At 67.3% G+C, this 17,206-nt stretch carries 16 protein-coding genes; 2 read left to right on the top strand and 14 right to left on the bottom strand.

Annotation, left to right across the window (positions count from 1 at the left end):
• The 9 genes from ACT54L_RS23970 to ACT54L_RS23930 form a co-directional block, all read right to left on the bottom strand.
• Nucleotides 1-996, bottom strand: a complete 996-nt coding sequence (locus ACT54L_RS23970) for a zinc-dependent alcohol dehydrogenase family protein (protein ID WP_476088177.1) — start codon at nucleotides 994-996, stop codon at nucleotides 1-3.
• Nucleotides 997-1,029: 33 nt separating this feature from the next.
• Nucleotides 1,030-1,767 (bottom strand): ABC transporter ATP-binding protein, encoded by a 738-nt coding sequence (locus tag ACT54L_RS23965; protein WP_476088176.1) that lies wholly within the window; start codon nucleotides 1,765-1,767, stop codon nucleotides 1,030-1,032.
• On the bottom strand, nucleotides 1,764-3,539 hold the full coding sequence (locus ACT54L_RS23960) for a branched-chain amino acid ABC transporter ATP-binding protein/permease (RefSeq protein WP_476088175.1): 1,776 nt from the start codon (nucleotides 3,537-3,539) through the stop codon (nucleotides 1,764-1,766). The genes ACT54L_RS23965 and ACT54L_RS23960 overlap by 4 nt, the downstream gene beginning before the upstream one ends.
• A 3-nt stretch (nucleotides 3,540-3,542) precedes the next feature.
• A complete protein-coding gene (locus tag ACT54L_RS23955; protein ID WP_476088174.1) occupies nucleotides 3,543-4,577 on the bottom strand; it encodes a branched-chain amino acid ABC transporter permease in 1,035 nt (344 codons plus the stop codon).
• A 74-nt stretch (nucleotides 4,578-4,651) separates the two neighbouring features.
• Complete coding sequence (locus ACT54L_RS23950) at nucleotides 4,652-5,800, bottom strand: ABC transporter substrate-binding protein (RefSeq protein ID WP_476088173.1); 1,149 nt, start codon at nucleotides 5,798-5,800, stop codon at nucleotides 4,652-4,654.
• Nucleotides 5,801-5,838: 38 nt separating this feature from the next.
• The gene (locus tag ACT54L_RS23945) at nucleotides 5,839-6,690 is read right to left on the bottom strand and encodes a fumarylacetoacetate hydrolase family protein (RefSeq protein ID WP_476088172.1); all 852 of its coding nucleotides are present in this window, start codon (nucleotides 6,688-6,690) and stop codon (nucleotides 5,839-5,841) included.
• Nucleotides 6,691-6,747: 57 nt separating this feature from the next.
• Complete coding sequence (locus ACT54L_RS23940) at nucleotides 6,748-7,800, bottom strand: Ldh family oxidoreductase (RefSeq protein ID WP_476088171.1); 1,053 nt, start codon at nucleotides 7,798-7,800, stop codon at nucleotides 6,748-6,750.
• Nucleotides 7,797-8,684 carry an alpha/beta hydrolase gene (locus tag ACT54L_RS23935; RefSeq protein WP_476088170.1) on the bottom strand — a complete coding sequence of 296 codons (888 nt, stop codon included), beginning with the start codon at nucleotides 8,682-8,684 and terminating at the stop codon, nucleotides 7,797-7,799. The genes ACT54L_RS23940 and ACT54L_RS23935 overlap by 4 nt, the downstream gene beginning before the upstream one ends.
• 20 nt (nucleotides 8,685-8,704) lie before the next feature.
• A complete protein-coding gene (locus tag ACT54L_RS23930; RefSeq protein WP_476088169.1) occupies nucleotides 8,705-9,607 on the bottom strand; it encodes a VOC family protein in 903 nt (300 codons plus the stop codon).
• A 255-nt stretch (nucleotides 9,608-9,862) separates the two neighbouring features.
• Here ACT54L_RS23930 and ACT54L_RS23925 point away from each other — a divergent pair, with 255 nt between their 5' ends.
• A complete protein-coding gene (locus ACT54L_RS23925; RefSeq protein ID WP_476088168.1) occupies nucleotides 9,863-10,570 on the top strand; it encodes a GntR family transcriptional regulator in 708 nt (235 codons plus the stop codon).
• Nucleotides 10,571-10,684: 114 nt separating this feature from the next.
• Here the strand turns inward: ACT54L_RS23925 and ACT54L_RS23920 are convergent, their stop codons facing one another.
• From ACT54L_RS23920 to ACT54L_RS23910, 3 genes are all read right to left on the bottom strand, one after another.
• Nucleotides 10,685-11,794, bottom strand: coding sequence for a TRAP transporter substrate-binding protein (locus ACT54L_RS23920; protein WP_476088167.1), 1,110 nt, complete (start codon nucleotides 11,792-11,794; stop codon nucleotides 10,685-10,687).
• A gap of 240 nt (nucleotides 11,795-12,034) precedes the next feature.
• Nucleotides 12,035-13,021: a Bug family tripartite tricarboxylate transporter substrate binding protein gene (locus tag ACT54L_RS23915; protein WP_476088166.1), complete on the bottom strand. Its 987-nt coding sequence runs from the start codon at nucleotides 13,019-13,021 to the stop codon at nucleotides 12,035-12,037.
• An 88-nt stretch (nucleotides 13,022-13,109) separates the two neighbouring features.
• Nucleotides 13,110-13,922, bottom strand: coding sequence for a maleate cis-trans isomerase family protein (locus ACT54L_RS23910; protein ID WP_476088165.1), 813 nt, complete (start codon nucleotides 13,920-13,922; stop codon nucleotides 13,110-13,112).
• Nucleotides 13,923-14,155: 233 nt separating this feature from the next.
• Here ACT54L_RS23910 and ACT54L_RS23905 point away from each other — a divergent pair, with 233 nt between their 5' ends.
• Nucleotides 14,156-14,899 (top strand): GntR family transcriptional regulator, encoded by a 744-nt coding sequence (locus ACT54L_RS23905; RefSeq protein ID WP_476088164.1) that lies wholly within the window; start codon nucleotides 14,156-14,158, stop codon nucleotides 14,897-14,899.
• 97 nt (nucleotides 14,900-14,996) lie between these two features.
• Here the strand turns inward: ACT54L_RS23905 and ACT54L_RS23900 are convergent, their stop codons facing one another.
• Both ACT54L_RS23900 and ACT54L_RS23895 read right to left on the bottom strand, forming a co-directional pair.
• Nucleotides 14,997-15,344: a cupin domain-containing protein gene (locus tag ACT54L_RS23900; RefSeq protein WP_476088163.1), complete on the bottom strand. Its 348-nt coding sequence runs from the start codon at nucleotides 15,342-15,344 to the stop codon at nucleotides 14,997-14,999.
• A gap of 391 nt (nucleotides 15,345-15,735) precedes the next feature.
• Entirely contained in the window at nucleotides 15,736-17,187 is a 1,452-nt protein-coding gene (locus ACT54L_RS23895; protein WP_476088162.1) for a CoA transferase, read from the bottom strand.
• Nucleotides 17,188-17,206: the final 19 nt, after the last annotated feature.

Raw genomic sequence — 17,206 nt, 5'->3', positions numbered from 1 at the left:
TCAGGATGGGGTCATCACGATCTTGCCGAGCGCGGCGCCGCTCTCCAGCATGGCATGGGCGTCGCGCACCCGGGCGAGAGGAAAGCGGGCCGCGATCGCGGGCCGGATCTGGCCGGCTTCCAGCGCCGCGATCACCTCGCCCATGATGCGCCGACGGTTCGGCCGATCATGGTCGTAGATGTGGAAGGAGAAGCAGCGCACGGCGGGGCAATTGCCCAGATATTTGCGCATCTCGCCCATCAGATTCTCCTCCGGCAGACCGGCGAAGGCATTGTAGGAGAGCAGCGTCCCCCACTTGCCCAGCGCCCGCAGAAAGGCCGCGAACTCCGCGCCGCCCACATGGTCCAGCACAAGGTCCACCCCGGCGCCGGATGTCAGTTCGAGCGTCCGGTCCACCACATTCTCGGTGCGATAGAGCACCACCTCGTCCGCCCCCATGGCGCGGGCAAAATTGGCCTTCTCCTGTGTGCTGACGGAGCCGATGGTGCGCATGCCCGCCTGTCGCGCCAGCTGGACCAGGGCCGAGCCCACGCCCCCCGCCGCACCGATCACAAGGACGGTCTGGGGGCGCCTGGGGCCGGACGCCTCGTGCAGCAGGGCCCATGCCACCTGGTAGTTGGCCAGGCACACCGCCTCCTCGCACGACACGGCATCCGCCAGCGGATGAACCGCATCCGCCGGGGCTCTGACAAACTCCGCATAGCATCCGCCGCGCTGAGACAGGTCGCGGGCGCTGAGCAGCACCTTCTGCCCCACCTTCAGCGTGACCACCGCGCCGCCCACGGCCTCAATGTATCCCGCCACATCGTTCCCCGGATTGGCCGGCAGGGGCGGCATCCATTTATAGACGCCGCTGCGGATCAGCGCGTCGGGCTGGCCGACCCCGAACGCCTCCGCGCGGATCACCACATCCTGCGGCCCCGGCACGGGATTTGGAACATCCACATAGTCCAGGGCCTCGGGGCCACCGGGGGTATGCACCAGAACGGCTTTCATGTCTTACCTCTGCCTTTATTCCCCGGTCCGGTCTCACTCGGCATAGCTGCCGTGGCCGATGCCCAGATAGGTTTCCATCACGCGCGGGTCGTGCAGCAGCGCCGCGCCGGTGCCCTCGTTCACGATTTCGCCGGTCTCCAGCACATAGGCGTAATCGGCGATGCGCAGCGCCATCTGGGCATTCTGTTCCACCAGCAGGATGGACACGCCGGTGGCGCGCAGCGAGCCGATCACCTCGAAGACATTGCGCACGATCTGCGGCGCCAGACCGAGGCTGGGCTCATCGAGCAGCAGCAGCTTGGGACGGGACATGAGGGCGCGGCCGATGGCCAGCATCTGGCGCTCGCCGCCGGACAGCGTGCCGGCCTCCTGCGTCCGCCGCTCCTTCAGGCGCGGGAAGCGGGTGAAGACCTCGTCGAGACTTGCGGCCACGCCCTTACGGTCGGCTCGGCGCAGATAGCCGCCCAGCAGGAGGTTGTCCTCCACGGACATGCTGCCGAACAGGTCCCGCCGCTCCGGCACCAGGGCCATGCCGCAGGCGGCAAGCTCCTCGGTGGCGAGGCCATCCGTGCTCTGGCCGGCGAAGGCGATCTTCCCCGACCGCTTGGGAATGAGGGCCGCGACCGCATTGAGCAGGGTCGATTTGCCCGCGCCATTGGGGCCGACCACGGTGACGATGCTGCCGGGGGCGACGTTCAGCGAGACGCCGAACAGCGCCTCCACCTGCCCGTAGCCAACGCGCAGATCGCGGATGTCGAGCAGCCGGCTCATGCCGCGTCTCCCAGATAGGCTTCCACCACCCGCTGGTCACCCTGCACCTTGGCCGGATCTCCCTCGCAGATGAGCTGACCGAAATTCATGACCACCAGGCGGTCCACCAGGCTCATGACGAAATCCATGTCATGCTCCACGATGAGGATGGCCAGCCCCTCCCCGCGCAACTGGCGCAACAGCTTGTAGAGCATCTTCTTTTCCGGCAGGCGCAGGCCGGCGGCGGGCTCGTCCAGCAGCAGGAGGATGGGGTCGGCGGCAAGGGCGCGGGCGATTTCGAGGATGCGCTGCTTGCCAAGGGGCAAGCTGCCCGCCGGCTGCATCATCACATCCTCCAGGCCCACGCGCCGGATCTGATGGATGGCCTCGGCCCGGATCGCCGCCTCCTGGCCGCGTTCCAGATGCAGGCACGAGGCGACCACGCCGGTATGGGCGCGGCGGTGGGCCCCGAGCATCACATTCTCAAGCACGCTGCGGCCCGGCATCATCTTCACGTGCTGGAAGGTGCGCGCGAGGCCGTGCGCTCCGATCTGCCGGGGTGTCTGCCCGCTGATGACCTCCCCTGCGAACGTGACCGTTCCGGAGGTGAGGTGCAGCGTGCCGGAGATGAGGTTGAACAGCGTGCTCTTGCCCGCCCCGTTCGGCCCGATCAGGCCCAGGATTTCACCCGCCCGCACCTTGAGGCTGATGGAAGACACCGCCACGAGGCCGGGGAACTCCTTGCGCGCGCCATCCACCACCAGCAGGTCCCCGCCCGCAGGCGGCCGCGGGCGCACCGGAAGGCCGGGACCGTCCGCCCTGCCGCCCGCTTCAGGCGGCGCCAGGAAGGGCAGCCGCCGCACGAGGCCGGAGAGGCGTTCGGCCACCCCACCATCGGCGCGATGCAGCAGGAAGATGATGAGCCCGCCAAAGGCCACCGTCTCGAAATTGCCGCTCGCGCCCAGCAAGGCGGGCAGCAGGTCCTGCAGCCATTCGCGGGCCAGCGTGATGAGGGCGGCGCCGATGATGGCGCCCCACACATAGCCCGCCCCGCCCACCACCACCATGAACAGATATTCGATGCCGATGCTGAGGCTGAAGGGCGAGGGATTCACGAACCGCAGCAGATAGGCATAGAGCCAGCCGGACAGGCCCGCCAGCAGCGCCGCCAGCACGAAGGCGATGCGCTTCTCCTGCACCGTGTCCACCCCGAAGGTCTCGGCCATCAGGGGCGCGTCCTTGACTGCGCGCAGGGCCCGCCCCTGGGCGGAATCCAGCAGGTTCGACACCGCCCAGATCGCCAGCGCCACGAAGCCCCAGATGAGCACGCCCAGTTCGCGCCCCTCGGTCAGTTCATGGCCGAAGAAGGACAGCGGCGGGATGTGGTCGAGGCCCGTGTGGCCGCCCAGCATCTCGATATTGCCGAACAGGTAGAACAGGCTGATGCCCCACGCGATGGTGGACAGCGGCAGATAGTGCCCCGACAGGCGCAGCGTGATGGCCGCGATGAGGAAGGCCGCCACCGCGGTGGCGATGAGCGCCGCCGGCAGCGTTGCCAGCGGGCCGAGCCCGTAGCGCGTCGCAAGCACCGCCGCCGCATAAGCGGCGATGCCGGCAAAGGCGGCCTGGCCGAAGGAGGTCTGCCCGGTGATGCCCGTCAGCACCACGAGGCCCAACGCCACCAGCGCATAGAGGCCGATGTAATTCAGCACGGAAACCGCATGGCCGCCGGTGAGGGCTTGCGCCACGAGGACCGCCGCCAGCAGGGCGAAGATGGGAAGAAGGCGGGCCATGGATCATTCGCCCTCGGTGTGGGGCGCCCGAAGGGAACGCCAGAGCAGAACGGGAATGATGAGCGCGAACACGATCACTTCCTTGAAGGCACTGAGCCAGAAGGAGGAAAAGGATTCCAGGAAGCCGACGATGAGGGCGCCCGCCACCGCCATCGGATAGCTGGCGAGCCCGCCGATGATGGCGGCGACAAAGCCCTTCAGCCCCACGAGGAAGCCGGAGTCGTAATAAAAGGTGGTGAGCGAGGCGACGAGCACGCCGCTGACCGTGCCGATGGCCCCCGCGAACAGGAAGGACAGGCGCCCCGCATGCACCGGGCGAATGCCCACGAGCTTTGCCCCCTCGCGGCTGATAGCGGTGGCGCGCAGCGCCTTGCCTTCGATGGAGCGGCTGAAGAACACGTACAAAAACATCATGATGGCCGCCGTCGCCAGCACCACCAACACGCTCTGCCCGGTGATGATGACCGGTCCCAGGGCGAAGGCCGCGTCCGACAGCGAGGCCGCGCGCGCGCCTTCCGCTCCGAACAGCAGGAGGCCAATGCCCACCAGCGCATAATGCAGGGCCACCGCCGCGATCAGCAGCGTGAGATTGGAGGCCCGCGCGATGCCCTCGAACACCGTGGTGTAGAGGATGGGGCCGAGCGGCACGATGAGGGCGAGCGTCAGGGGAATGGCGATCCACTGGCTCGGCTTCATGGGCGCCAGCCAGAGGACAAGGGCGACCACCACAAGGGCGTAGGCCACCAGGGCAATCTGCCCCAGCGGGACCCGCAGCCGGCCGAGCCGCGCCCGCTCCCGCAGGGTTGTCATCACCGCGCTGGCCACCGCGCCGCCGAGCAGGATCCAGATGGTGGCGGGAACCTGCCCGATCTCAAGCGCCGCCAGCGTCAGGGCGCCGTAGGAGATGAACTCGCCCTGCGGCACGAACAGGATGCGCGTGACCTGGAACACCAGCACGAGCGCGAGGGCGATGAGCGCATAGATGGCGGCGTTGACGATGCCGTCCTGCGCCAGGAACAGCGCGATGTCGAACGTCATGACGGACCTTTTTGCAAAGCGCGGCAGGGGCCGACGGCGCCGTGGGGGGACCGTCGGCAGGACGATGGCGTCCGTCAGTTGGCGAGCGCCCAGGTGCCATCGCGCACCGTCAGCATCACCGGCGTGCCCGGCGGGTAGATGCCATGATTGTTCGGGCCGAAGGTGACGACACCATTGGTCACGGCGAGGCCGTCGGTCTTTTCCAGCGCCGTGCGCAGGGCCGCGCGGAATTCCGGCGTGCCGGGCTTGGCCACCTTCAGGGCCGACGACACCGCATTGCGGATCAAGAGCCAGGCGTCATAGGCATTGCCGGCGAACAGGGAGGCCGAGCCGGAGCCATAAGCGGCCTCATAGAGCTTCACGAAGTCGAGGCTGGTGACCTTGCTGGGGTTGCTGTCCGGCAGAGAGCCGGCCACCAGCAGCGGGCCGGCGGCGATCAGCACGCCGTCCACATTCTTGCCTCCCACGCGCAGGAAGTCGTTATTCACCACGCCGGACGCCTGATAGATCAGGCCCTTGTAACCCCGCTCTCGCAACTGGGCGGTGGGCAGCACGGCGGGTGTGCCGGTGGCAGCGACAAAGACCGCATCCGGGCGCGATGCCAGAACTTTCAGCACCTGCGCCACCACCGAGGTGTCCGTCCGGGCGAATTTCTCAACCGCCGAGATGGTGATGCCGAACTTCGGGGCGAAGCGCTCGAACTCCTTGAGCCAACCTTCGCCGAGCGCATCGTTGAAGCCGATGAAGCCGATGGTCTTGACGCCCCTGCTCGACATGCTGGCCAGCGTCCGCTCGGCCAGTTCCCGCTCGCCCAGCGGTACCTTGAAGACCCAGGTCTTCGCCCCCTCCACGGGCTCGATGATGCCGGGCGAGGGCGCGATGGCGAGCACCGGCGTCTGGGTGCGGCCGGCGATCTCCACGGCGGCGAGGGACGTGGGCGTGGTGTTGCCGCCGATCATCAGGTCCACATTCTCCGAGGCCAGCTTCTCGGCATTGCGCCGCGCCTGGGTCGTGTCCGTGCCGTCGTCGAGAATGGTCCAGGACACCGGAACACCGTCGATCTCCTTGGGGAGGATCTGGAGGGTGTTCTTCATGGGAATGCCCAGCGAGGCCGCCGGCCCCGTGGTGGACAGGGTGGCGCCGAGCCTGATCTCCTGCGCGAGGCTCGCCGTGACGGTGAAGGCGAGGGTGGCGGCGCCGAGCGCCAGGGCGTGAAGCTTCATGTTTTCCTCCCGATCCGATCCTGGCCGTCTTGTGCGGCCTATTCGTCGATGACGTCGTTGCTGAGCGTGCCGATCCGGGCGATCTCCACCTCGATCCGGTCGCCCGGCTTGAGATAGAGCGGCGGCTTGCGGGTGAAGCCCGCGCCGGCCGGCGTGCCGGTGACGATCACATCGCCCGGCACGAGATCGAAGATGGTGGAGCAATAGGCGATGAGCGCCGGCACGTCGAAGATGAGCCGCGACGTGTCCGACGCCTGAACGGTCTCGCCATTGAGGCGGGTGACGAGCGTCAGGCCGGAGGGGTCGGGGATCTCGTCCGCCGTCACCATCCAGGGGCCGAAGGGGCCGGTGCCGACGAAATTCTTGCCGGCGGCGATCTGCTGGGCATGCCGCTGCCAGTCGCGCACGCTCACATCATTGTAGATGGAATAGCCCGCCACATGATCGAGCGCCGTCTCAGCGGGGATATGCCGGCCGGCCCTGCCCATCACCACCGCCAGCTCGCCCTCGAAGTCGAGCTGCGTCGAGACACGGGGTCGGATGACCGGCTCCAGATGCCCCACCTGCGAGCGCCACACCCGCAGGAAGATGGGCGGGAAGGCCGGCGGCGGCGCGGCGTCGGGACCGGCGTCCGGCTCATGATAATTGCGCAGGACGCAGACGATCTTTTCCGGGCGCGGAATGACCGGCAGGTAGCGGATCTGGTCCAGGGCGATCACCGGCCCCGGCGCGCCGGCAAGCAGCCTGTCCCGCGCCGCGAAATGCGGGCCGGCGATGAAATCCGCAAGCGTCGGGCATGAGGGCACGACGCGCGCGAGATCAACGATCCCGTCATCCGTCACGGTGCCCCAGCTTTCCTCGTCCCCTATCGCGTAGGACAGGAGCTTCATGGCTCGTTTCCTTCCCGTGGCGGCTGGCTGGCCGCCGAAGCCCGGTCTTTTGCCGGTTCAGGCCGCTTGCAGCGCGTCGGGGATGGTCACCCCGAGGCGGACAGCCAATTCCTTGAGCTTGGAGGACGTCCCCCGCGCCAGCGGGATGCCGGAGCGGCGCTGAACAGCCGTGCGGCGCCCCCGGTCGCCCGGCACGAGGACCGCTTGCGTCCCCTCCGCCGGAGGCAGGGCGCGGATGGCTGCCGCGAGGCTGTGAACGTCCGCCAGGAAGCGCTCCCGCGCGCCGAAGGCCCCCGGATCAATGGCCGCGACAAAGCCGTTGAAGCCGGCCGGCGGGTCGCCCGCGAGAGCCGGAGCGATCAGCGGATGCCCCGCCAACAGGGAGCAGAGGACTTCGATCATCAGCGAGAGCCCCGCGCCCTTGGCTCCGGCCATGGGGGTGAGCGCCTGGACGGCGGCGGGGTCAGTGGTGGGCCGACCGGCGGCATCGATGCCCCAGCCCTCCGGGATCGCGCGGCCGGCGTCGCGGGCGGCCAGCACCTGCCCGAGGGCGACGGCCGCCGTGGACATATCGAGCACGATCGGCTCGCCGGCCTCCTGGGAGGGCGCGGCGATGGCGAGGGGATTGGAGGACACCGCCTCTCCCCGTGCGCCGGGATAGGCCATGAGGGGCTTGGAGGCGGTCATCACAATGCCCACCAGCCCCTCGGCGGCGATGCGGTGGGCGAAATACCCCACCGCGCCGGCATGGGTGACGTTCCGGCCGACGCAAATCCCCGCGCCCAGCCGGCCGGCGATGTCGACGGCCTTGTCCGTCACCAGCGCCATGGCCGAGGCGCCGGGCGCAAGTCCGGCATCAATGAGGGCCACAGCCCCCTGCTCCCGCACCACGTGCGGCTCGGCGTCGGGATTGATGAGGCCCTGCCCCACCATCTCCACGTAGCGCGGGATGCGCAGCACGCCGTGGGAGTCCACGCCGCGCAGATTGGCCCAGACCAGCAGGTCGGCGGTCCGCGCGGCATCGACCGCGCGGAAGCCGCCGGCCTCCAGCAGGCGCGCGGCAAAGGCCGAGAGCGCGTCCGGGGCGAGGGCGAGCGGCGTGCCGCTCATGCCGCCCCCCCGAGGGGCGAGGGGAAGAACTTGTCCAGCCAGGACTTGATCATCACCTTGGTGCGCGGCGCATCCTGCTCGGAGAGCGGGAAATGGGAGGTGCCGGTGATGAGCATCAGTTCCGCCGGCTGGCCCGCCTTCTCGAACAGGCGGATGGACTGCTCGGTGGGGGTGATGCCGTCGTCCGCCGTGTGGAAGAACAGGGCGGGACGGGGCGCGATATTGCCCACCACGTCGTCGGCCCGGAACTCATACATGCTGATCGCGGTCTCCACCGGGATCTCCATGATCGCCTTGGGCGAGAGGTTGCGGCGCAGCGGCTCGGGGATCGGCACCGCGTCGAAGCGGGAAATCCATAGGCTCTGCCCGGTCTCGCGCTTGTGCTTGCGGCCGGCCTCCAGTAGCGCGGTGAAGCGCGCCCAGGCTTCGGGCGTCGGGTGCTGGCCGCGGAACTTGCGCTCCCCGTCGCCCCAGCCGCAGGAGGAGATGACGCAGGCAAAGCGGCTGTCCACACCCGCCGAATAGACCGCCACCGCCGCGCCGAAGGAATGGCCGACCACGCCGATGCGCGCGGGGTCCACCTCGGGGCGCTGGGCGAGGAAGGTCAGCGCATTCTTGGCGTCCGCCACCTGGTCGAAGCAGCGCACCTGTGCCCGCTCGCCCTCGCTCTCCCCGCAGCAGCGGAAATCGAAGCGCAGCGCCACATAACCGAAATCCTCCAGCATGCGGGCCTGGATCTCGGCGTGGGATTCATCCTTGGAGCCCACGAAGCCGTGGAGGACGATGAAGGCCGGCAGGCGCTCGCCGGCGCGGCGGCCTTCGGGCACGTGGAGCACCGCGGACAGCTTCAGGCCGTCCGACATGAAAGTCAGCTTCTCTTGCATGGTCGTATCCCGGGCCTCGATCAGCCGATGGCGGCGAAGGGGAAGTGATGGGTGCGCCATTCCAGCGGCGCGGGGGTGCCCCACACATTCATCTCGCGGACGTTTCCGGGGCGCTGGAGATTGGTGATGACGTTCGGCACGAAGGTGGCATCATCCGCCACCAAGGCCATGGCACCGGAGCACTCCACCATGGCGCCGGACGCTTCGATATAATAGGCGTATGTATTGTCGCCCGGACGGTGGCGGCCCGGCCCCCACAACATCTGCTTTCCGACGCGGTCGAGCGTATCTCCGAGGCGCAGATACTGGTTGAATTCGAGGAACTCGAACGAATAATGGTGCAGGCCGGCGGCGCCCTTCACCAAACCGAGAATATGATGCTGGCGATTTCCGCCATACATCCAGCTCAGGCTGTCATCCACCAGCCGCTCGGACAGGCGCATGCCGCCGATCCCCTCGAGCTGGGCGCGCGTGGCGGCCGGATCGGGGGTGATGAGATTGATGTGATCCATCCGGTTCGCGCCAACCCCCGTGGTGGGCTGGCGGCGGCCATAGATGATGTCCCGCACCGGCGTGTGGATCTCGAAGCGCAGCCCTTCCGGGGTGACGAACGTCACGCCGGCGGCCATGCAGGGCAGGCTCGGCTGTGAGGATTCGATACGGCACCCAAAGTCGGCAACGCGGGCCTCGGCCGCCCGGACCGCCTCCACGGTGAGGGCCTCGAGCCCGATCGTGTGCGTGGCGTTGTGGTCGGAATGGAGCAGGACCAGTTCGGCGGCGCGCCCGTTGGAGCTCAGCCAGGTCTGCCCGTCCTCCCGGTGCGTGACGTGGAGGCCGAGAATGCCGGTCGCGTCATGGATGACGGCGTCCGGGTCGCTGACCAGAACCTTCAGATGGCCAACGGCGTGAACAATATGCGCCATTGCTTCCTCGCTAGGGGGTAGACCGGCCGTTCTGCGCGGCCATGGCCAAGTGATAGGCACAATCTCGGAGGTCGGCAATAATTTTCGAAAAAAATTTCTATATCGAAATATGGCACACAATCGACCGTCGCGATAGATTTGCGACAAAATCAGACATCCGCCTGAGATTGAATGATTTCGAAATTCCGTTAGGGTGGGTGCCAGAGTCACCGGCGGGCAGGCTCTGCGGCTGCGGGAGCGGAAACCGAGGCGGACATGAGCGACATTCAGAAGGCCGGCAAGGAAACGCGGGCCGGCGACGTCCTCCAGAGGATGCGCAGCGACATCATCAATTGCGAGCTGAAGCCCGGCGAAAAGCTGCGGTTCGAGGCGCTGCGGGCCCGCTATGACGTGAGTTTCTCGACCCTGCGCGAGGCGCTCTCACGGCTCACCGCGGAAAACCTGGTGTTGGCGGAAGGCCAGCGCGGCTTCATGGTGGCGCCCGTCTCCATCGCCGACCTCAACGACCTGACCGAGACGCGGGTGCTGATCGAGATCGAGATGCTGCGCCGCTCCATGCGCCACGGCGATGATGCATGGGAAGCGGAAATCCTGTCCACCTTCCATCGCATGGACCGCATGCAGGCGCGCCTCGGGCGCGAATATTACCTCTCAGAAGACTGGGGCAAGGTGCATGGCGCCTTCCATGCCTCGCTGGTGGCGGCCTGCGCCTCCCCCACCCTCGTGGAAATCCGCAACAAGCTGTTCGAGCGGGCGCATCGTTACCGGCGCATCTCGTCCCAGTTCCGCACCAAGTGGCGCAAGAAGGATGTGGAGCACAAGATGATCGCCGACGCAGCCCTTGCGCGGGACGAGGACAAGGCTCTCGCCCTCATTGCCCGGCATATTCGCGAAACCAGCGAGAATGTGATTGCCCATGCGGGCCACCTGTTCGCCGGGGCCCATGGCGAGGCGGCCGAATAGGCGGCGCGCGGAAACCGGCGCCGAACAAGGCCATGAGGCCACCCTCCGACGACGTTCCGCGCGCACAGACATCCTTCCCCGCGCCGCCACGCGAGGAGATCTGCTTCCACGGTCTCAGCCGCAGCTCGTTCCCCCCATGGCGACCAGTTCGGTGACGGCGAAATAGCCGCGGGTGAGCGCGCGGAATGCCGTCTGGCTGTCCACGACCCGGCGGGCGTCCGCATCTTTCGCGGTGATCTCGGCGAGCACCTCGGCATTTGCCGCCTTCATGGCCGCGAGCACCTGCGGCGGGAAGCTGCGCACCTTGATGGCAGGATTGGCCTTCACCAGCTGCCATGCGGCCGCGTTGCGCGCGATGGACACGCTCAAGGTCTCCAACGCGGCGGCCCGGGCGGCGACGCGGACCGCCGCCTTCAGGTCGTCGGGCAAGGCATCGAAGCGGGCGGCATTGATGAAGGCGTGCAGTTCCACACTCGGTTCGTGCCAGGTGCCGTAATAATGGTCCGCGAAGGTCTCCAGCTTGAGCGCGAGGTCGATGGCCGGCCCGACGAATTCTGCGGCATCGATCTGTCCGTCCGCGAACGCCTTGGGGATCGCCCCGCCGGGCAGCGAGACGGCAACGCCGCCGAGCCGCGCCCATACCTGCCCGGGCTGCCCGGAAATGCGCATGCGCACACCCCGGATGTCGTCGACGCTGGAAATCTCCTTGCGGAACCATCCGCCCATCTGGGCGCCGGTGTTGCCCGCCGGCAGCGCCACGATGCCGTGCGGACGAAACACCTCGTCCATCAGCACCAATCCGTCCGCGCCATAGAGCCACGCATAGTTTTCGCTGGCGGTGAAGCCGAAGGGCGTGGCGGTGAAGAAGTCGAAGGCCGGGGCCTTGTCCTTGTAGTAATGGGCGGTGGTGTGGCCGACCTCGTAGGCGCCGGAGCGCACGAGGTCATAGATCCCACCCGCCGCCTTGTGAACGGAGGGGTCGACCACCTCGATCCTGAGGCGGCCGTCGCTGGCCTCGCCCACCGTGCGCGCGAAGGCCTGGGCGCTGTCCGCCAGCACCGGCAGGCCGGCGGGCCAGGAGGTGGCCATGCGCCAGGTGATGACCGACGTCTGGCTGATGGCGGGCGTCTGGGCGATGGCGGGCGCGGCCAGGGTCGCCCCTGCCCCGGCAGCGGAGGCAAGAAGTCCGAGCGCGCGCCGGCGCCCCATGAGAGGATGGGTCATGGTCGCTGTCTCCGAAGAATGAGATTGCGAAGAATGAGAGGAAGCAGAGCGCAGCCGCCCGGTTGGCGCGGGGCGTGCTCCGTCACGAAGTAAGAGACGGATGGCCCGATCAGGTGGGTTCAACCGGATCGGGTCCGGCTCAATATCGCTTCAGGTGGCTCGGGATCACGGAAGCGACCAACTCTTTGTTCTTGCGCATTTCCGTCGCGCGAACCGGGTCCTGCTTCGCTCAAAAATGCTCTAATCGTTCGCCTTGATACCGGCGTCCTTGACGACGCGGGCCCATTTGGCGACATCCTCGTTCAGGACCCGCACGGCGTCGGCTGTCGTGCCGCCGATGATCTCGGTGGAGAGGTCGGTCAGGCGCTGGCGGACGGCGGGATCTTCCAGCGCCGTATTCACCGCGCTGTTCCAGGCCTTCACGATGGGCTCGGGCAGGCCGGCCGGGCCCATGACCATGTACCAGGTGCTCACGTCATAGTTCGGCACCCCGCTTTCCGCCACGGTGGGAACGTCCGGCAGGGCGGCGACGCGCTGTGGCGTGGTCACGGCGAGGGCGCGCAAGGTGCCGGCCTTGATGTGCGGCAGCACGGTGGGCACCGTGTCGAAATTCAGGTCCACGACACCGGACACGAGGTCGTTGATGGCCTGTCCGCTGCCCTTGTAGGGCACGTGCATCATCCGCGCGCCGGTGGCTTGCTTGAACAGCTCGGCGGCCAGGTGCTGCTGCGTGCCGACGCCGGACGAGGCGTAATTGAGCTGCTGCTTGTCGGCCTTGGAATAGGCGATCAGCTCCTGCAGCGATTTCACCGGCGAGGAGGCCGGCACCACCACCACCTGCGGCACGGTGCCCACGATGATGATGGGGGTGAAGGCGTGCAGGGGGTCATAGGTGACACTCGTCACCGCCGGCACCATGGCGTTCGAGCTCACATGGCCCATCAGCATGGTGTAGCCGTCGGGCTTGGCGCGGGCCACCGCCGCCGTGGCGATGGTGCCGCTGGCGCCGGAGCGGTTCTCCACCACCACGGGCTGGCCGAGGACCTCGGAGACCTTCGGCGCGATGAGGCGGGCGATGATGTCGGTGCCGCCGCCGGGGGCGAAGCCCACCACCATGGTGATGGGGCGTATGGGATATTTCTCCTGGGCGGCGGCCGGCAGGGCGAGGGCGGAAAGGCCGGTGCCGATGACGGCGAGGACGCCCCTTCGGGTCAAGCGGAATGGCATGGCGTGTCTCCTTGGGTCCCTTGGCGCCGGCCAGCTTCTTGGAGCCGCGCGGGGCGCGGCTCCTGGCGAGCTCGGCGCCGGTTGCAGCTCAGTGGTGCTCGAGCAGGCTGCCGAAGCCGCTCATCTGGTCGTTGATCCCCATCTTGCGCAGGGCGGTCCAATAGATGGCGGTGCCGACCGAGAAGACGGGCAGGCCCAGCCAGCGTTCGGCTTCATCGGCAATCCGGGCGAAGCGCAGGTTGGTGCCCAGCTGGATGATGGCGTCCGGCTTGTGCGCGGCCAACGCCTTCACCGCGGGGATGAGCGTGTCGGCGCGCTGCGAGCCCACATGGATGATGCTCTTGCACTTCAGGCCCTCCACGGCGACCACCTCATAGCCCTTCTCGGTGAAGTAGCGCACGGCATTCTGGTCGATCACGGGGTAATAGGGCGTCAGCAGCGCGATGCGCTTGGCCCCCACCGCCTCGAAGGCGCGCTCCGCGGCCTCGGCGCCCACGGTGACCTCGCATCCGGCCCGCTCCCTCAGCTCCTGCCGCAGGGCCATGCTGCCTTCAACGCCGCCCATGAAGCTCTCCGAGGACATGCCCATGATGAGATGATCCATCTGCCCCTGCACCAGGGCGTCCACCGCATCCGCCACATTGCGGCGGGTGTGGGCCATGATGAGCCGCCAGTCGTCGTCGGACCGCACCTTCTGGTTGGGCACATAATAGCGGTTGACGATGTTGATGACGCCGCGCGGGGCCATTTCATGGAATTCATTTTCCACGATGGTGTTGGGCGCGGGAGTGAGCACGCCGAACTTCGCGCGCCAGCCCATGGCATCGGGAAACCTGTCTTCATCGAAGCGGATGGCGGAGTGCAGGTCGTCGCTCTGCTTGAGGGCGCTGGCCGTGGTCATGGTCTTTCCTCCTTGCGATGCCCGCCGGGGCGGGTTTTTGAATTCATTTTCTGCAAACTACGGAGTCAATCCGCGGGTCGCAAGGGAAAAACTGACAAAATGAATTCAAAAATTCCATTTCAACGCCTCGAAACAGCCCGACCGGGGACCGGTGCCCCCTCGCCGCCGCCGATCAGGGGTTCAAAATGCATGCAAACCACCCTAGTTTGGAGCGGGCGAACAAGGAGATGGTGTTGGGAAGCAACGGCCCTGCGATGCTGCACGACGACCTGGTGGCGCAGCTGCGAACGATGATCGTGGACGGCGAACTGCCGCCCGGCACTCGCGTGCCGGAGCGGGACCTGTGCGATCGCTTTGGGGTTTCGCGCACGCCGCTGCGCGAGGCGCTCAAGGTGTTGGCGGCGGAGGGCCACGTCAGCCTCCTGCCCAACAAGGGCGCACGGGTCACCCGGCTGACCACCCGCGACGTGGAAGAATTGTTCGAGGTCTCCGGCGCCCTCGAGGCGCTGGCGGGGGAACTGGCCTGCGCCCGCATCACCGATACCGAGGTGGCCGAGCTGAAGGCGCTGCATTACGAGATGGCGCTCTATCACGCCCGCCGCGACCTGCCGGCCTATTACGCCATCAATCGGCGCATACATGAGGCCATCGTCCAGGCCTCGGGCTCACATGTGCTGCAGGGGCTTTATGAGCAGGTCAGCGCCCGCATCCGTCGCGCGCGCTTCGTGGCCGCCATGCCCTTCGACCGATGGGACGAGGCCATGAGCGAGCACGAGGGGATCCTCAATGCCCTCCTCCGCCGGGACGGAGCCATTCTCGCCGCCATCCTGAAGCAGCACCTGAAGAACAAGAGCAAGCAGGTGGTGGAAGCCGGCTTCGCCATCGACACGACGGACGCCGGCGCCCCTGGCCGTGCGACGCCCAAGGCAGGCCTCCGCGGGCGCGCGCGGGCCAAGGAAGCCCTCGCCGAACCCTGACCGGTGCCGGCTGCCGGCAGATCCCATTCGGGCATGCCGTTTCGATCATCTCGCCAGGGCGCCTGGCGGCCTCGTTGGGCGCCCGGTTGCGAGAGGATTATTCTTGCGTGAGATCGATCCGGTCGCCCCGGGTTGAAGGGCTCGACACAACAAGAAAACGGACATCGGCGGTGCTGTCGTTCCGCGCCTGATGACGGGCCTGAGGTGGAATTTCGATGCCTGAACCGGCAGCGATTGAATGATGGACGTCTTCCAACTCCATCGTCAGCTCACCGGACAAAACGTAGAAGAACTGCCGAGCGATGGAATGAAAATGCCTGCGCTCGCGGGCGCCGGCCGGCATTCTTTCTTCGATCACCATCATATCCGAGGAAGGAGCGAGGACCCATCCGTCGCAATTTCCGCCCCAGACATAATGCTCGGCATTCTCAATGCTGCGCTTCACAACCGCCTCCTATGGTCATCGGGAGCCGACCCGCCCAGGTCCCGTGATAGGCCGATACCCATAATCCCAAATAAGTCTGACGCCCGACATGCCTTCACGGGCAGGTCGTCCTCGCGCCCATATTTCCAGACAAGGTCTTGGCTGGGTTTAGGTCAAACCTAAGCTCCGCAACGGATTGAACGCCGTTGTTCGCACGTCAGGAACGATGCCCCTTGCCAAGCTCGCGTCGCGGGCAGAGCGTCAAAGCGGGAGCGAAGGCGGGTCCGCGTCCCCGCTCCAGGCTGCGCCAGATGACGCCGTGCCGGCCAGCTACAGTGATGATGGCACTCAAAGAGCCGGCGGTCTTGCCCATGGCAGGCGGTTCAGGTGCGTGGGCGTCATGGCGTGGGCGTCATGGCTTGCACTCCATCGATAGCGTCGATCCCTCGGTCGACCAGGCCGGGGGCGAAGTCCCAAGCTTCGACGCGGGCAGATCCCAGCGCATCACGACGCCATCGATCGCCGCGGGCGGCCGCAGGCGCCGCGCCGGTCCCCAGGCCGTGTCCTCGACCGCTTCGGCAAGATCGTCTTGTCGCTCTGCATCCAATGCCGTGGTCTCCGCGGGCGGACGGCCGGCAGACGTGAGCAATTGGGCCGTTCGCGCCAGAGATGCGCGGGCCTCCAGGCCCCGGCCCGTGCGCACCCTCTCGGTCAATCCTCGGACCACGGCGGCGGCCATCATGTAACCGGTCCCGTGGTCGATGGATTGTCCGGGCAAGGGCGTCGGGCGGTCCCGTTCCATCAGACGCATGCCGGTGTCGGCGATGCCCGTACTCATCTGGATCAGGCTATCGAAGCCCCGCCGAGTTTTCCAAGGTCCCGTCCAGCCGTAGGCGTCGAGACACACGTCGATCAGTCCGGGATTGATCGTCCGGCGCTCTGCCACGTCGAAGCCGAGCTTTGCCAGGGCGCCCGGCCTGTAGCCATGGACGATCACATCGGCCTTTCCAATCAAATGGGAAAGCCGATCGCGCCCTTCGGCCGTCTTCAGATCAAGGCGGGCGCAGCGCTTGCCGAGCACGACTTCAGGGACGGTTCCAGGCTCCTCCCAGCCATGGGGGTCGATCCGCAGGACATCGGCGCCAAAGGCCGCCAGAAAACGTGTGGCGACCGGACCTGCGAGGATGCGTGTCAGATCGAGGACGCGGATGCCCTGCAGGGGGCGCGCTGCAGTGGGCTGCCATTGCCTCGGTGCAGCCTCGGCAGCCGATGTGAGATGCATCAGCGGCTCGTCATTCACCGCTCGACCTTGGGGATGTTCGGCCCAGGCCTGCTGCGTGCGCATGGCGGCCGCACAGCCGCCACGCTCGACGATCGCGCTCTCCAGATCGCCGGCGTTCCACTTTTCGACCGCCTGCGCGACCGCCCCCTTATCGACAGATGTTCCCAGGACGGACAGGACGACGTCGCGGTGATGTGGCGCATTGGTATGCAGCCGGATCCAACCATCGGCCGCCCGGTAATCCCCGGCGATCGGGTCCCATTGCGGCGGCAGGGACCAGCCCTGCGGGCGCAGGGAGGTCAAGAACCAGAAGGACGCAAGACGCCGATCGATAGCGACCGCAGGAAAGGTCCCGGAGGCCATGGCCGACAGCTCCGCGACAGCAAGGCTGGCGGCACCGATCGTGGCAGCCGCCAGATCGGTGACGCGGAACACCGATGGAAGCGCACCGACCCCGGAGAGTGTGACGTGCTTCAACGGGTCGGGGGCGCCGCCGACAGCAGTCCACACCGTCCGGAGGAGCGTATCCGAAGCCGCGTCGGGCAGGGTCGGGGTTAGATCAGGGGCAAGATGGCCGGACATTGCAGCCTCGCAACTTGAA

The organism is Aquabacter sp. DMC10 (assembly GCF_056314145.1).
This window is presented reverse-complemented; position numbering and strand designations above follow the sequence as displayed.

What these genes read in the sequence shown, in the direction of transcription:
- ACT54L_RS23970 (WP_476088177.1), bottom strand. Translation starts at nt 996, where the DNA reads ATGAAAGCCGTTCTGGTGCATACCCCCGGTGGCCCCGAGGCCCTGGAC.
- ACT54L_RS23965 (WP_476088176.1), bottom strand. Translation starts at nt 1,767, where the DNA reads ATGAGCCGGCTGCTCGACATCCGCGATCTGCGCGTTGGCTACGGGCAG.
- ACT54L_RS23960 (WP_476088175.1), bottom strand. Translation starts at nt 3,539, where the DNA reads ATGGCCCGCCTTCTTCCCATCTTCGCCCTGCTGGCGGCGGTCCTCGTG.
- ACT54L_RS23955 (WP_476088174.1), bottom strand. Translation starts at nt 4,577, where the DNA reads ATGACGTTCGACATCGCGCTGTTCCTGGCGCAGGACGGCATCGTCAAC.
- ACT54L_RS23950 (WP_476088173.1), bottom strand. Translation starts at nt 5,800, where the DNA reads ATGAAGCTTCACGCCCTGGCGCTCGGCGCCGCCACCCTCGCCTTCACC.
- ACT54L_RS23945 (WP_476088172.1), bottom strand. Translation starts at nt 6,690, where the DNA reads ATGAAGCTCCTGTCCTACGCGATAGGGGACGAGGAAAGCTGGGGCACC.
- ACT54L_RS23940 (WP_476088171.1), bottom strand. Translation starts at nt 7,800, where the DNA reads ATGAGCGGCACGCCGCTCGCCCTCGCCCCGGACGCGCTCTCGGCCTTT.
- ACT54L_RS23935 (WP_476088170.1), bottom strand. Translation starts at nt 8,684, where the DNA reads ATGCAAGAGAAGCTGACTTTCATGTCGGACGGCCTGAAGCTGTCCGCG.
- ACT54L_RS23930 (WP_476088169.1), bottom strand. Translation starts at nt 9,607, where the DNA reads ATGGCGCATATTGTTCACGCCGTTGGCCATCTGAAGGTTCTGGTCAGC.
- ACT54L_RS23925 (WP_476088168.1), top strand. Translation starts at nt 9,863, where the DNA reads ATGAGCGACATTCAGAAGGCCGGCAAGGAAACGCGGGCCGGCGACGTC.
- ACT54L_RS23920 (WP_476088167.1), bottom strand. Translation starts at nt 11,794, where the DNA reads ATGACCCATCCTCTCATGGGGCGCCGGCGCGCGCTCGGACTTCTTGCC.
- ACT54L_RS23915 (WP_476088166.1), bottom strand. Translation starts at nt 13,021, where the DNA reads ATGCCATTCCGCTTGACCCGAAGGGGCGTCCTCGCCGTCATCGGCACC.
- ACT54L_RS23910 (WP_476088165.1), bottom strand. Translation starts at nt 13,922, where the DNA reads ATGACCACGGCCAGCGCCCTCAAGCAGAGCGACGACCTGCACTCCGCC.
- ACT54L_RS23895 (WP_476088162.1), bottom strand. Translation starts at nt 17,187, where the DNA reads ATGTCCGGCCATCTTGCCCCTGATCTAACCCCGACCCTGCCCGACGCG.